The 14703-nt window shown below is 31.6% G+C and carries 13 protein-coding genes; 9 read left to right on the top strand and 4 right to left on the bottom strand.

Annotated elements, in window-relative coordinates; translation table 11 throughout:
• The first annotated feature begins 57 nt into the window (after positions 1-57).
• Both argS and fba read left to right on the top strand, forming a co-directional pair.
• Positions 58-1734, top strand: a complete 1677-nt coding sequence (gene argS / locus HMPREF0520_RS00710; protein ID WP_006728981.1) for an arginine--tRNA ligase — start codon at positions 58-60, stop codon at positions 1732-1734.
• Positions 1735-1829: 95 nt separating this feature from the next.
• The gene (gene fba / locus HMPREF0520_RS00705; protein ID WP_006728980.1) at positions 1830-2744 is read left to right on the top strand and encodes a class II fructose-1,6-bisphosphate aldolase; all 915 of its coding nucleotides are present in this window, start codon (positions 1830-1832) and stop codon (positions 2742-2744) included.
• A gap of 86 nt (positions 2745-2830) precedes the next feature.
• On the opposite strand, the gene HMPREF0520_RS00700 is transcribed toward fba, so the two are convergent.
• Positions 2831-3682: an RluA family pseudouridine synthase gene (locus tag HMPREF0520_RS00700; protein WP_006728979.1), complete on the bottom strand. Its 852-nt coding sequence runs from the start codon at positions 3680-3682 to the stop codon at positions 2831-2833.
• A gap of 88 nt (positions 3683-3770) precedes the next feature.
• On the opposite strand from HMPREF0520_RS00700, the gene HMPREF0520_RS00695 reads away from it, so the two are divergent.
• From HMPREF0520_RS00695 to HMPREF0520_RS00675, 5 genes are read left to right on the top strand one after another with little or no spacing between them, the layout of a single operon-like run.
• Complete coding sequence (locus tag HMPREF0520_RS00695) at positions 3771-5849, top strand: PBP1A family penicillin-binding protein (RefSeq protein WP_006728978.1); 2079 nt, start codon at positions 3771-3773, stop codon at positions 5847-5849.
• Between the two features lie 19 nt (positions 5850-5868).
• Entirely contained in the window at positions 5869-6219 is a 351-nt protein-coding gene (locus HMPREF0520_RS00690; protein ID WP_006728977.1) for a YlbF family regulator, read from the top strand.
• A 9-nt stretch (positions 6220-6228) separates the two neighbouring features.
• Positions 6229-7452, top strand: coding sequence for a metallophosphoesterase family protein (locus HMPREF0520_RS00685; protein ID WP_006728976.1), 1224 nt, complete (start codon positions 6229-6231; stop codon positions 7450-7452).
• Positions 7439-9832: an ATP-binding protein gene (locus HMPREF0520_RS00680; RefSeq protein WP_010222144.1), complete on the top strand. Its 2394-nt coding sequence runs from the start codon at positions 7439-7441 to the stop codon at positions 9830-9832. The genes HMPREF0520_RS00685 and HMPREF0520_RS00680 overlap by 14 nt, the downstream gene beginning before the upstream one ends.
• Position 9833: 1 nt before the next feature.
• Entirely contained in the window at positions 9834-10811 is a 978-nt protein-coding gene (locus HMPREF0520_RS00675; protein ID WP_006728974.1) for a 3'-5' exoribonuclease YhaM family protein, read from the top strand.
• Between the two features lie 127 nt (positions 10812-10938).
• Here the strand turns inward: HMPREF0520_RS00675 and HMPREF0520_RS00670 are convergent, their stop codons facing one another.
• The 3 genes from HMPREF0520_RS00670 to HMPREF0520_RS00660 all read right to left on the bottom strand — a co-directional run bounded on the left by HMPREF0520_RS00670 (position 10939) and on the right by HMPREF0520_RS00660 (position 12683).
• Positions 10939-11832 carry a peptidylprolyl isomerase PrsA gene (locus HMPREF0520_RS00670; protein WP_006728973.1) on the bottom strand — a complete coding sequence of 298 codons (894 nt, stop codon included), beginning with the start codon at positions 11830-11832 and terminating at the stop codon, positions 10939-10941.
• A gap of 90 nt (positions 11833-11922) precedes the next feature.
• Complete coding sequence (locus HMPREF0520_RS00665) at positions 11923-12234, bottom strand: hypothetical protein (RefSeq protein ID WP_006728972.1); 312 nt, start codon at positions 12232-12234, stop codon at positions 11923-11925.
• An 11-nt stretch (positions 12235-12245) separates the two neighbouring features.
• Positions 12246-12683, bottom strand: coding sequence for an HIT family protein (locus HMPREF0520_RS00660; RefSeq protein ID WP_006728971.1), 438 nt, complete (start codon positions 12681-12683; stop codon positions 12246-12248).
• 90 nt (positions 12684-12773) lie between these two features.
• On the opposite strand from HMPREF0520_RS00660, the gene HMPREF0520_RS00655 reads away from it, so the two are divergent.
• Positions 12774-13523, top strand: coding sequence for an ABC transporter ATP-binding protein (locus HMPREF0520_RS00655; protein ID WP_006728970.1), 750 nt, complete (start codon positions 12774-12776; stop codon positions 13521-13523).
• Entirely contained in the window at positions 13507-14703 is a 1197-nt protein-coding gene (locus tag HMPREF0520_RS00650) for an ABC transporter permease (protein ID WP_006728969.1), read from the top strand. Before HMPREF0520_RS00655 ends, HMPREF0520_RS00650 begins: the two co-directional genes overlap by 17 nt.

The raw sequence follows: 14703 nt of genomic DNA, 5'->3' as shown, positions 1-14703 counted from the left end.
TCTCGTCTCTTTCTATATTTTTATGGAAAGGGATTTTTTGTTTAGGAAGGAAAAAAGATGGACTTTAAACAAGAAGTTGTAGAAACAATTGCGAAAGTTGTTTCTTTGCCAAAAGAAAAAATAGAAGCTCTAATTGAAAGACCAAAAAATGTAAAATTAGGAGATTATGCCTTTCCTACATTTGCATTAGCTAAAATTGAACATAAAAATCCAGCTGTAATAGCTAGCGAATTAACTGCTAAGTTAGTTAATGATAATTTTGCTGAAATTGTAGCAGTAGGACCTTATATTAATTTTGCGATTGATCATGCTAAATTGGTTAGTGTTACTTTGAAAAAAGTTTTAGCTGATCAAGATAAATATGGTGATCAGGATACCAATCAAGGTAATGTGCCAATTGATATGTCTTCACCTAATATTGCTAAGCCAATGTCTATGGGACATTTGAGATCTACAGTTATTGGTAATTCTATTGCTAAGATTTTACAAAAAATAGGTTTTACTCCTATCAAAATTAACTATTTAGGAGATTATGGAACACAATTTGGTAAATTGATAACAGCTTATAAATTGTGGGGGAATGAAGAAGCTGTCAAAAAAGATCCGATTACTAATTTGTTCCACTATTATGTTAAGTTTCATGAGGAAGCTGAAAAAGATCCTAAGCTGGAAGATGAAGGTCGTGCTTGGTTTAAAAAATTAGAAGAAGGGGATGCTGAAGCGGTTGAATTGTGGCAATGGTTCCGTGAAGTATCACTGCAAGAGTTTAACCGTATTTATAAAGAATTAGGTGTTACCTTTGATTCATATAATGGTGAAGCTTTCTTTAATGATAAAATGCAACCAGTGGTAGACGAATTAAGAGCTAAGAATTTATTGCATGAATCTAGAGGTGCCCAAGTGGTAGATTTAGATGACGATGAAAATCCAGCTTTGATTTTAAAATCTGATGGTACAAGTTTGTATATTACTAGGGATTTGGCTGCAGCCTTATATCGTAAAAAAGAATATAATTTTGCGATGTCCCTTTATGTTGCTGGTAATGAACAAAGTGGTCACTTCAAGCAATTAAAGCAAGTTTTAGGTAAGATGGGCTATGACTGGCAAAAAGATATTCATCATATTCCATTTGGCTTAATTACCCAAAATGGTAAGAAATTGTCTACTAGAAAAGGTAATGTTGTTTTCTTAGATAATGTATTAAAAGATGCTGTCAAATTGGCACTTGAACAGATTGAAGCTAAGAACCCTAATTTAGCTAATAAAGAACAAGTTGCACATCAAGTTGGTGTTGGTGCAGTTATTTTCCATGACTTGAAAAATGAACGATTAGATAATTTCGACTTTAATCTTAACGAAGTTGTACGTTTTGAAGGTGATACTGGTCCTTATGTTCAATATACTAATGCCCGTGCACAAAGCATTTTGCGTAAAGCTAATGTTGCAATTGATGATACAAAATTGGCATTATCTGACGACTGGGCTTTTGCTGTAGCTAAAGATATTGCAGATTTCCCAGCTATCATTCAAAAAGCATTTGAAAAATTCGAACCCTCAGTTATTGCTAAATACTCATTGAATTTAAGTAAAAAATTTAATAAGTATTATGCCAATGTTAGAATTTTGAACCAAGATGATGAATTAAATGCTAGATTAGCTTTAGTTCAAGCAACTTCAATCGTATTAACAGAATCTTTACGTTTGTTGGGTGTAGATGCTCCAAAGGAAATGTAATTTGTATTAGATAACAGTAAAAATTCAGATATTGTGTTAACTTTTGATTTAATGCGGTATAATATTAATGGTTAAATATTTAGGAGGTATTTTTGATGGCTTATTTAGTAAATGGTAATGACATTTTTAAAGCAGCTCGTAAGAACCACTACGCAGTTGGTGCTTACAACACTAACAATCTTGAATGGACACGTGCACTTATTAAAGGTGCAAAGGAAACTAGAACTCCATTATTGATTCAAGTTTCTACAGGTGCTGCAAAGTACATGGGTGGTTACAAGACTGTTAGAGATTTAGTTCTTAACGAAATGGACAACATGGATGTTGACGTTCCAGTTATTTTGAACTTGGACCACGGTGACTACGAATCTGCTAAGGAATGTATTGCACTGGGCTATTCATCAGTTATGTTTGATGGTCACAAATTACCAGTAGAAGAAAACTTAGAAAAGACCAAAGAAATCGTTAAGTTAGCACATGAAAGAGGAATTTCAGTTGAAGCTGAAATTGGTAAGATTGGTGAAAACCAAGGTGCTGATGGCGGTGAATTAGCTTCTGTAGAAGACGCTAAGAGATTCGTTGCTGCAGGTGTTGACAAACTTGCTTGTGGTATTGGTAATATCCACGGTGTTTACCCAGCAGACTGGAAAGGCTTGAACTTTGATCGTTTAAAGGAAATTGCTGATGCAGTTGATGTTCCATTGGTATTGCACGGTGGATCAGGTATTCCTCAAGACCAAATTAAGAAGGCTATTTCACTTGGTATTGCTAAGATCAACATTAACACTGAATTCCAATTAGCATTCCAAGAAGCAACTCGTAAGTACATCGAAGCAGAAAAAGACTTAGATAAAGCAAACAAAGGTTATGACCCACGTAAGCTTTTGAGAGCTGGTACTGATGCTATTACTGAATCAATGAAAGAAATGATTTCATGGATGGGAACTCGTCCTATCGATGGAAAAGATTCAGTTGTTAAATTTGACGAAGCTTCATTAAACGAAGAATAAAATTAAGTTTAAGAGCTTATATTTCTGATTTTTCTAAATAAAAACCATATTTCGATATTGTATCGGAGTATGGCTTTTTTGATATTTTAAATTTTTTTATCTAAAAGAACTTCTTCTTTGTCAAAAGAAAAAGGCTTTTGGAAAACAAGTTTATAAGCAGTAAGTTGTAGTTTTTCACCGGCTTGATAGTTTGAATTATATAAAGGATCGCCAATGATTGGATGACCAATAGCAGCAAGATGGACTCTAATTTGATGTGTTCGTCCAGTTTCTAGTTGCAGTTTAACTAAAATTTTATTAGCTGTTTTTTTAACTACTTGATAATGGGTAATAGCCTTTAAGCCATCGGTTCTAACCATCCTTTTACGCATATCAAGCGGATCATCGCCAATCGGTAAATTGATAGTACCATTGTCAGAAATGTCATTTGTAGCATCGATCCAAGCAAAATATGAGCGAGATAATGTTTTATCAATTAATTGTTTGTTGAGAATGGGAACGACTGCAGGATTTTTAGCAACTAGTAATAAACCATTCGTCAACATATCTAAGCGATGAACGATATAAGGACTATACCCTAAATAACTTGTACAATCATTTAAAGCAGTGTCCGTTTCATATAAATTAGGATGTGTTTTTTGACCAGCCGGTTTATCAATCACTAAGATATCATCATTCTCATAAATGATATTAGGCATATTACCACTTGCTGGATATTTTTGTTGCAGGCTTTCGACATGATTTAATTTGATCGTTATTAAGTCGTTGGTGTGAACTTTAAAATTTAAGGGTAGATATTTATTATTAACCAAGATATTCTTTTCAATGCGTAAAAAGTGTCGCCATTTACGAGGAATTAATAAATTACGCATTATCTGATCGATATTTTGGTTATTTTCATTTTGAGATATTGTAAGATAATATATATATTGATTCATGATCGCTTGTTTTTTCTATTGTATTCATTAATTATATTATAATAGCATAAGCATAGAGTATAATTAAACCAATGAGGTTATAAAGTATATGATTACAAAAATAAAAGAAGAAATATTAAAACTGCTAGGTATGTTATTTTATTTTCTGAAAAGAATAACACATCGTTTTCAATTAATTAGATGGCTCATTTTAGCTTGCTTAACTGTGATTTTAGTAGTTAGTACCTATTACACAATTAAGGTTAAAACATCTAATATAGCGACCTTAAAGGCCTCTTTATCGACAACTACAACTATCTATGATTCAGATAATCATCAAGCTGGTTCTTTGTATGCACAAAAGGGTAGTTTTGTTGAATTATCAGATATTTCTCCTAATATCCAAAATGCTGTTATTTCGACTGAAGATCGAACTTTTTATAAAAATCCTGGTTTCAGTATCAAGGGAATGGTACGAGCTTTGCTTATGAGTATGTTACACCGTGGCATTGTCGGTGGTGGATCAACTTTAACACAGCAATTAGCTAAGAATGCTTTATTAACGCAGAAACAGACGATTAGTAGAAAAATCGAAGAGTTATTTTTTGCGATTGAAATAAATCATGTTTATTCAAAACGTGATATTTTGACTATGTATTTGAATAATGCCTATTTTGGAAATGGTGTTTGGGGTGTGCAAGATGCTTCAAAACGATATTTTGGTAAAAATGCTTCAGAGTTGAATATCAGTGAAGCTGCAACTTTGGCAGGGATGTTAAAAAGTCCAAGTTACTATAATCCAATAGATCATATGCAAAATGCACTAAATCGTCGTAATACTGTTGTTAATTTGATGTTGCAGAATAAAAAAATTACGAAAAGTGAAGCAGATAATGCTCAGCGTTCAGTATTAAGTTTAAAAAATACTTTCCGTCAAAAAAGTGGCTATCGATACCCATATTTCTTTGATGCTGTTGTAGATGAGGCAATTCATCGTTATGGCCTTAAAGAAGAAGATGTTATGAATAAGGGATTAAAGATTTATACAACGTTAGATCAAAGTTATCAAAAGGCAATTCAAGATAGTTTTGAGATAGATGGTAATTTCCCTGCTACAGCAGCAGATGGTGTGATGGCACAAGGAGCTAGTGTGGCAGTGGATCCTAAAACTGGTGCTATCAGAGCCGTAGTTGGAGGTAGAGGTAGACATGTCTTTAGGGGCTATAATCGAGCTATGCAGATGAAAAGACAACCTGGATCGTCGCTGAAACCTTTGGCTGTTTATGCTCCAGCTTTGCAAAATGGATATCACTATGATACGTCTTTGTCTAATAAACTACAAAAATTTGGCAAAAATGGATATGAACCGCATAATGTTGATAATCAATATAGTGATACGATACCTATGTATCAAGCGGTTGCAGATAGTAAGAATGTCCCTGCTGTTTGGCTGTTAGACAAGATTGGTATTAATCGTGGCGTGCAGTCTATGCAAAATTTTGGCATAAAAGTACCCTCTGATGATAAAAATTTAGCATTAGCTTTAGGTGGTATGTCTGCAGGTGTATCACCATTGCAAATGGCAACAGCTTATAGTGCCTTTGCTAACGATGGTAATTTGCCAGATCAGACTTATTTAATTCGAAAAATCACTGATGCTAATGGTAAAGTTATTTCTCAAAAATCTAATGATAGATACCATAGGATTATTTCACATAGAGTAGCTGAAGAAATGACTATGATGTTATTAGGAGTATTCTCCAATGGTACAGCTGTTTCGGCACAACCTGCAGGCTATGAAGTTGCTGGAAAAACTGGGTCAACGGAAGTTCCGAATTCTTATGGTTTTGGAACAAAAGATCAGTGGATTGTTGGCTATACTCCAGATATAGTAGTTGCAACGTGGGTAGGATTTGATAAAACAGATAAAGAGCATTATATGCATGGTATTTCTGAAAATGGAATTACTAGACTTTACAAATCACAAATGGAAAGTCTTTTACCAAATTCACCATTAACCAAATTTAAAGTGAAAAGTGCTCAGCAAAATGAATATGCGTCCCATACGGATGATAATGATTTGAAGAGTTCTGATTCATTTCAAGATAAAATTAAAAAAGGCATAGATGGATTAGGGAAGAAAGTTACTGAATGGTATAATGGTTTAAAAGGATTATTTAAACATTAAGTTAGGAGAACATAATTAAATGATTAATATTTATGATAGTGTTAACGAATTGACCGCTAATTTTGAAAAAACTGAAGAGTTTGTAGCATTAAGGGATGCCATTAATGCAGTTAAAGCTAATGAAAATAGTTTAAAATTATATCACCATATGGAAGAAATTAGAAATAAATTTATTGCAGAGCAAGAGAAGGGTAATTCTGAAATGTCTGCAGAGTTACAAAAAGAATATAAAGAAGTGGAAGCACAAATTGGTCAAGATGAATTGATTAAAAATATGATGGTACATGAAACAGCTGTATATCAACTATTAAATGATATTCAAAAATCATTGACAGACCCCATTTCTAATTTATATGATGCATTGAAATAGAGGATAGATATGAAATTTTTGCACATTGCAGATGTACATTTAGATAGTCCATTTTTAGGACTATCTTTTTTACCGTCCGAATTATTTTGCCAAATAAAAAATGCTATTCAATTATCTTTTGAAAAAGCTGTTAATTTTGCTATCGATCATGATGTCGATTTGGTTTTATTAGCAGGTGATACGTTTGATTCTATTCATCCAACGCCGCAAAGTAAAATCTTTTTTGCCAATCAAATAAAACGCTTGGTTGATCGTCAAATTCAAGTGGTGATGGTTTTGGGAAATCATGATTATAGTCAGATTGATGATTTATTGCTAAATGAGTCCCCTTATTTTAAAATAATTGGTTCCAACGAACAAATTGAACAAGTTGATTTCATGACAAAATCACAGTATAAATATCGAGTAGTGGGTTTTTCTTATCAACATAACCATATAACTGAAGATATAATTGCCAAATATCCGCCTAAAAGTACGTCAATATACACAATTGGATTAGCACATGCTGGTATGAAGCAATCTTCAGTTGACCAAAATAATTACGCTCCCTTTACACTAAACGAAGTGAAAGATCTTAATTATGACTATTTTGCTTTAGGCCATATTCATTTAAGACAGGTTCTGTCTCAAGAGCCTTGGATTGTTTATAGTGGTAATTTGCAGGGGCGTCATGTGAATGAGAAGGATGCGAAGGGATTTTATTTTGGCCAAGTTGATGAGCAGTCGCAAAATACACAATTGCAATTTATAGATGTTTCTCCAATTGTGTGGCAGACGGTTGATTTAACATTAGATGAGCCATTTAAAAGTACTACCAAGCTATGCACCAAAATTCAAAATTTGTTAGCTGATAATAATTTGCGTCCGACATTATTTACATTAAATATTATCGGAGCTGAATTATTATCTGATGCTCAATTAGACATGTTGAATGATAAAAGTATGTATGAAGAATTATCCAATAATTTACAATATCATTCGCTTTTAGTGAAGGTCTATTATAGGCATCGAGATTTTATTGCTTTAAATGCAACAGATAGAGCTTTGTTTGCTAAGGCGGCTGAAGAAATATTAACAGCCAATCATACTTGTGAATTGGCAAGTTCATTGATGAAAAAAAGCAATATTGTTACAAATAATTTGCAAAAAGAAGAGTATTTGTCAGATATTTATGAATTAGCTAGAGTTAGATTAGAACAAAAGTTGCGAGGAAACAATGATGAAATTAATTAAGATTGATGTCAAAAATTTTGGTGGTCTTAGTGATTCTGAATGGAAGATTTCATCGCAATTGCATGTTTTTTATGGACCAAATGAGGCAGGAAAGAGTACAATTGCTGCATTTATCAAGCAAATTATGTTTGGCTTTCATTTGAAATCTCAAAAATCAACTTTTTTTGAAAATTATATGCCATTAAAAAAGGTTAACCAAGTTGGTGGCTCCTTAACTTTTAAAAACGAAAATAATCAAATTATAACTTTAGAAAGAACATATACTACTAGTGATAGTAAAAAGGGTAATTTAGCAGTTAGCTTAGATAATGAAAAAATTCCAGAAAATATCTTTTGGAATAATATCAAAAATATAGATGGTGATTTTTATACTGATAGTTTCATCTTTAATCAAGATTTATTGGCTAATGTTATATCACTTAATCAGGGGGATTTGTTAGAACATATCTATTATTTGGGTGCAGCTCAAAGTAGCAAATTGCTTTTGTTACGGGATAAGTTCGTACAATCATCTGAAAAACTTTTTAAAACTAACGGCAGAAAACCAGAAATTAATCAAATATTGGCACAAATCAAAGAAAAAGCTGAAACCCTCAGTAAGCAACAAGTAGAATTTGATCAATATAGTTCTTTAGAAAAACAAAAAAATGATGTGCAAAATGAAATTGAGTTGCTAAATTCACAGGTTAAAAAATTACAACAGAATCAGCAAAATTTAGCTATTACAAAGCAGGAATTAAATAATTATGCACAATATCAGCAACTAAAAGAGCAGTATCAACTTATAGATTTTAATCAAGAAGATTATACACAAGTTCAAGCATTAGAATTAACAATTGAACAGTTAACAACTGATATTAAAAAGTATGAAAGTGAAATTATAGCTGTTAGTGCCGATAATCTTGATGAACAAGCTAAGATCTTAGCTAAAAAAGTAGAAATCTATCAAATTGTTAATGAAGCCGATCGACTTCAAAATGAGATAAAGCAACTATGCCAAGAATTAGAGCAGATTCAGACCTATCAGCCCCTGTATTTTAAGCTGGAAAGTTTATCCCCAGAAGATAAGTTGGTTATGCGAAGTAAATATGAGCAATGTTTAAATACACAAGCACCAAAATCAATCATCAAAAACATATCTTTTGGCTTAATTATATTCGGATTAGTTGGTGTTTTCTTAAAACCACTATTTTACCTATTAATTTTAAGTGGATTAATCATATACTATTTAGACAAAATCAAAACAGATCATATAAGGACTAATCAAATTAAATCTTTTGAAAAAGAGTATGGCTTTGATCCACAAAAGTTTGATCTGGAATTAGTGATGTCACAAATAATGCAAATTGAAAATAAACGTAATATTTTGACAGAAAAAAGAAAAAATCAAGCTAAGATATTAGAACAGGTAGCAGATTTCAAACAAAAAATCAGTCAATTTGTATCGCCAACTAATAATTTAACATCTGATTTAGAAAAACTAGATGAACATTATCAGCAAGTTCAACAAAAAGTAACAACGCAAAAATTATTGAATGAAAAAATAAGTGCGATCAAGGCTAAATTAGCAGATGTAAAATTGACTTTACAAAAGAAATTAAGCCAAAATAAGGTCAAAGATATAGAAGAATTCAAAGCAAAAGGTAACTTATATCATCAAAATCAACAAATCAAATCACAAATGATGGCTCTATCTGCTAATTTAAAGGATAGAGTAGAAATATTAAGTAAATTAGATATCAATAGCCTGCATACTACAGAACAAAGTTTAGTTAGTGAATTAGAACAGATTCAGGCTAAGTTACGTATAAAGTATGATGCTTTAGCTCAATTAAAGTTAAAATTAAAAGAATTAACCAATTCAGATAGTTTAAAAAGAACTCAACAAGAATTAGCTACTGCCAATGCCAATTTATTGGATTATACGAAGGAATATTTAGCTGATTTGTTAGCTGCAGATTGGATTCAGCGTGGTTTAGATTTAGCATCTAATGATCGTTTTCCTAAGATGTTATCTAGTACTAACCAATATTTTGCCTTATTAACTAATGGTAGATATATAAAAGTTGCTATTAATGATCAATTACAAGTAGTTAAGGCTGATGGAACTCGTGTAGCAGTAGAATATCTGTCACGTGGTACAGCTGAACAATTATATTTTGCTTTAAAATTAGCTTTTGTGGAGCAAATTGCTGATGAAATTGAATTGCCAATTTTAATTGATGATGCCTTTGTTAACTTTGATTTGCAAAGAATTGATAATATAGTCAAATTAGTACAAAATTTGAGTGCTAAAACGCAAGTGATAGTATTTACTCAGAATCTTCAGTTGGCTAAAATGTTAACTGATAATATTACTAAATTAGAGATTAGGAATTAAGATGAAAAAAAAGCTAGTTACATATAATGATGGTGAGTCCATGGACATAATAGTCCTAATAAAAGATGCCATTTTACGCAAAAATAAGAAAAATGAACCATATCTGGTTTTGATTTTTTCAGATGGTGATTCATATATCCGTGGTAATTTATGGAATGTTGCAGATGATGATGTAGCAAAGTATGTAGCAGGTACTTTTGTGCAATTAAATGGGATTAAGGAAAAATTTCAGAATCATTATCAAATAAAAATCTTATCTATGCAAACTGTTGGCTCTAGTGAAGTGACTAATATAACGGATTTTACTGAAAAATCATACATAGATGTTAATGAACTAGTTAGTGAATTAAAGGATGGTATTCTTGAAATAAATAATCCTATTTGGAAATCGATAGTTAGTTTTTTGGTAGATAAATGGTACCAAAAATTTATTGATTTTCCTGCTGGCAAGTCCAATCATCATGCCTGCAAAGGTGGATTATTGTTACATACTGTGACGATGTTAAAACTAGCAGTTGCCATTTCTAAAATCTATCCCCAAGTTAACCATTCTTTATTGTATGCAGGTTGTATTTTGCATGATCTAGGTAAGGTTATAGAATTGAGCGGACCTGTGGCTACTAAATATACAGTAGAGGGAAATTTACTAGGACATTTAGTCATTATCGATGAGCAAATAATTTTAGCAGCAAAAGAATTGAAAATTAAAGAATATGATGAGGATTTAGTACTTTTAAGGCATATGGTGTTATCACATCATGGATTGCCTGAGTATGGTGCTGCCCGTCGCCCGGCAATTTTAGAGGCGGAATTGTTACATAAAATTGATGATATGGATGCTACAGTATATGCTATTACTAGATCTTTACAGCGTACTGAACCAGGTACCTTTACTGAGCTGATTTCATCCCAAGATAATCGCAGATTCTATCGTCCTATTGATAGTTCTGATTTAAATAAAATCAATAATTTAGAATAAAAAATATACCGATATGCCATAACTAGTCTTAAAAGCTAGTCAAGGAGGTCGGTATTTTTAGTATAGATCACAAAAAAAACGTAGTGTTTGCTTGAACTACTACGTTAATTAGTCTAATTATTATCTTTTATTTCTTTAAATCTGCATCCATATATTGAGTTAATACATTCTTTAAATCGTTATCTTTGATATTAACATTAGCTCTCTTTAAGACAACGCCTAAAACAGACTTAATTACGTTTTGATCTTGAGCCATCTTTTGGTAAATACGTGCGATTATTTCCGATTTATGGCTTTGGAATGATCCCTTAGATGGGTGTTTAATCATTTTAATAATGTGATAACCAAATTGAGTTTTAACAGGCTTTTTAGTGTATTCGCCAGTTTTCAATTTGAAGGCTGCTTCTTTGAAGTCAGCATCTAAAGTCGTATCTGAGGAATCAAAGGGCTCAATTTTACCAGCATTCTTGCTTGTACCAGTATCTGTTGAATATTTCTTAGCTAAATCTTTAAAACTAGCTCCTTTGCCAAGTTCTTCAATCACTTTCTTAGCTGTATCTTCTTTTTCTACTAAAATGTGTTGTACTCGAACTTTAGGTTGGTATTCTTTCCAAGCTTTCTTTTCTTGAGCTTTGGTAATAGGTTTAATATCTTTTAAAGCAGCTTGCAAAAGTAAGTTTGTTTGAATACTTTCTTTATATGCTTCAGGTGTCATACCATTTTGTTGTAAAACCATTTCAAAACGTGCACCATATTGTTTTCTAGCATTGTCATAAGCTGTATTTACTTTTTTCTTGGAAACTTGACTACCATATTGTTGTTGTAAAGTTTTGTTAATAATCATATTAGCTAATATAGCTTGTCCTGCAGGTGATTTTTTTACTTTGTTATAAAAATCTTCTTGAGTTATTTTTCCGCCTTTGTAGTTAGCGACCGTCTTGGAGCATCCAGTAGCCGTTAGAGCCACACCAGAAAAAGCTGCTATCAATAATAATGTTTTCAACGATTTTTTAAATTGCATATACATATCTCCAAATCTTATATAGTTACAGTTAAAAATATAACACAAAAAAGGATATAAACATAATTTTATCCAGTTAATTTTTTATAATTATTTATTTAATTGCTTAATACTATTTTCCATTTTAGCAATCTTAGGTTTAATTGCAATGGAATATTTGCCAAAGCTGTCCTTTAGTTCTTGAATTGTTTGGTTAGCTATAGGCATTTGTTCTGAAATTAAAGCATCACATTGCTTTTTTAGTTTAGAGATACCATTTTTAGTATTAGTACAATTACTTATTAAACTAGTAGACCATTGCTTAAAATATGCTTCATCTTGCTTGTTAGGGCGTCTCTTTTTTAAACCCCAGCAGATACCAGCACTGAGACCAATAATTAAGCCGATAGTTGATTTTTTCATATATAAATTCCTTAAGATAAATGTTGCTTGATAGTATTAGCTACTTCTTGATAAGCTTCAGGAGTATATTCAGCTGCATGATTAATATGTGGCACGTTAACGCCATCATTTTCATCATATCTTGGCACTAAATGAATATGTGAGTGCATAACTACCTGACCAGCAATTTCACCATTGTTAACAAAAACATTAAGACCTTTGATATTTTTATCTGATGCTTTAATTGCTTGAGCAATTTTTGGAATGTATTGCAAATATTTTGCAGCATCTTCTTGACTATAATCAAAAAAGTTAATTAAATGTTTTTTTGGTATAATTAAGACGTGTCCCTTAGTGACTTGTGAAATATCTAAAAAAGCTTTAACGTCATCATTTTCAAAGACAGTATAAGCTGGTATTTCGTTTCTAATTATTTTACAAAAAATGCAATCTTGAACCAAATTTGACATATTTTTTCCCTTCTCATTTTAAAAATTTTGTTTTACTATGGTTCATGCTATCATAATAAGTAAGTTTTTTCAGTATGAGGCGGTTATTTTATGACTTTAACAATAAAAAAATTAACTGGTGGCTATACCGGTATTACTGTTATTAAAGATATCAATTTAAAAATTGAAAGTGGGCAAGTTGTCGGCTTAATTGGCTTAAATGGTGCAGGAAAATCTACTACTATTAAGCATTTATTAGGTTTATTAAGAATGCAACGTGGTGAAATTACATTAAATGGAATTGACTTAGTACAAAATCCAGCAGCATTCAAAAAAAATGTAGCCTACATACCTGAAACACCAATATTATATCCGGAATTAACGCTAAAAGAGCATATAGAATTGGTGATTTTAGCATATGGATTAGATCATGATAGTGCATATGAACATGCATTACATTTATGCAAATTATTTAGATTGGAAAATAAATTAGATTGGTTGCCAATTAATTTTTCCAAAGGTATGAAACAAAAAGTAATGATTGTGGCTGGCTTTTTAGCTCAAAGTAGTTTATTAGTGATTGATGAACCATTTACAGGGTTAGATCCATTGGCAGTAGCTAATTTTATTGATTTAGTTAAAGCTGCTTCTAATGATGGAAAAATGGTTTTAATGACAACACATGTCTTAGCTGAAGCTCAAGAAATTGTTGATAAATTTGCTGTTTTGAATAATGGAACGATTGAAAAAGAAGGTAATCTAACAGAAATTAGAAAGTTTTATGGCTTGAAAGATACAGATTCATTTGACCGTTTATATAAAGTATTAAATCAGGAGCATTGCAATGCAAAAAATAGCTAATAAAAGATTAAATAGTAACGCTCGTAAGCAAATTCACTATTTAGCACTTGTTTTTAATGATTTTTTTGTATTAGCCTTACTTTTAATTTTTGGGGCCTTGATGTTTTGGTATGCTAAAAGTATTCAAACGTGGCCAAGGAATTTATGGTATTATTCGCCACTACTTGCTTTAGTTTTTTCAATCTCATTTGGCTTTGGCAGCTTGGTTACCTTATTTGAACATGCAGATCAGCAATTTTTGCTGTCGCTGGATGATCAGCTCGAATTTTATCTGAAGCCAATGCTTAAATATAGTATGGTATTGCCGACGATTATTTTGTTATTAGTTGGCGGCATTGCTTTTCCCTTTGCTTTTTTACGGCTGGCTATTCATCCAATTAATTATCTAATATTGCTTGTCGATATGTTACTTTTAAAGCATGTACAACATTTATTGCAAGAACATAGTTTGTATTTTAATGACAAGTTGCACTATAACACAATAGCTTTTACAGTCATCGGATATTTTTTGATTTTATTAGGTATATATCAACCGCTTGTATTATTAGCAATAATTGTAGTGGCAATGGTATATATTATTAGACAGCCCTTGCAAGGATTTAATTGGAATAAAGCTATTAGCAAAGAAGCCCAACGTAAAGATAGAATTGATAATTTTTATAGTATGTTTACTGACGTGCAAGATAAGAAAATTACAATATCACGTCGCAAATATTTAGATTTCTTAATATCTAGAAAAAAACAAACAGCCAATATGTTTCTTTTTCAGCGGATCTTATTGCGAGATCCTGAATATAGTAATTTGCTACTCAGAATGATAGTCTTTGCTTTATTACTTATTTTTATTATTCAAGATTATAAGTTAAATACATTTTTAGCAGCTATTGTTATTTTTTTGACAATATATCAATTATTACCTGTGGCCAATATTTATGAGCGAAATATGATGTATCATGTACAGCCAATTAGTAGAAGTAGCCGTGCTGTTGATTTAGCAAAAGTATTACAAAAATTTATTCTGTTGCAGTGGCTGCTAATAAGTATAGGGTTAGTTATAGCTTCAGCTGGTAATCTACAGTCATTGTTATATATCTTAGGGTTGTTTGTATTGACGCTCATCTTGTTATATGTATATTTACCAGTTAAGATTGGACAAACTATTAATAAATTTAAACGTTAG

The organism is Lactobacillus iners DSM 13335 (genome assembly GCF_000160875.1).
GTDB lineage: Bacteria > Bacillota > Bacilli > Lactobacillales > Lactobacillaceae > Lactobacillus > Lactobacillus iners.
This window is presented reverse-complemented; position numbering and strand designations above follow the sequence as displayed.

Bases quoted from the DNA above. Each gene is read 5' to 3' on its own strand.
- HMPREF0520_RS00690 (WP_006728977.1), top strand. From the start codon at position 5,869: ATGATTAATATTTATGATAGTGTTAACGAATTGACCGCTAATTTTGAA.
- HMPREF0520_RS00650 (WP_006728969.1), top strand. From the start codon at position 13,507: ATGCAAAAAATAGCTAATAAAAGATTAAATAGTAACGCTCGTAAGCAA.
- HMPREF0520_RS00675 (WP_006728974.1), top strand. From the start codon at position 9,834: ATGAAAAAAAAGCTAGTTACATATAATGATGGTGAGTCCATGGACATA.
- HMPREF0520_RS00665 (WP_006728972.1), bottom strand. From the start codon at position 12,234: ATGAAAAAATCAACTATCGGCTTAATTATTGGTCTCAGTGCTGGTATC.
- HMPREF0520_RS00680 (WP_010222144.1), top strand. From the start codon at position 7,439: ATGAAATTAATTAAGATTGATGTCAAAAATTTTGGTGGTCTTAGTGAT.
- HMPREF0520_RS00670 (WP_006728973.1), bottom strand. From the start codon at position 11,832: ATGCAATTTAAAAAATCGTTGAAAACATTATTATTGATAGCAGCTTTT.
- HMPREF0520_RS00695 (WP_006728978.1), top strand. From the start codon at position 3,771: ATGATTACAAAAATAAAAGAAGAAATATTAAAACTGCTAGGTATGTTA.
- HMPREF0520_RS00685 (WP_006728976.1), top strand. From the start codon at position 6,229: ATGAAATTTTTGCACATTGCAGATGTACATTTAGATAGTCCATTTTTA.
- fba (WP_006728980.1), top strand. From the start codon at position 1,830: ATGGCTTATTTAGTAAATGGTAATGACATTTTTAAAGCAGCTCGTAAG.
- argS (WP_006728981.1), top strand. From the start codon at position 58: ATGGACTTTAAACAAGAAGTTGTAGAAACAATTGCGAAAGTTGTTTCT.
- HMPREF0520_RS00660 (WP_006728971.1), bottom strand. From the start codon at position 12,683: ATGTCAAATTTGGTTCAAGATTGCATTTTTTGTAAAATAATTAGAAAC.
- HMPREF0520_RS00655 (WP_006728970.1), top strand. From the start codon at position 12,774: ATGACTTTAACAATAAAAAAATTAACTGGTGGCTATACCGGTATTACT.
- HMPREF0520_RS00700 (WP_006728979.1), bottom strand. From the start codon at position 3,682: ATGAATCAATATATATATTATCTTACAATATCTCAAAATGAAAATAAC.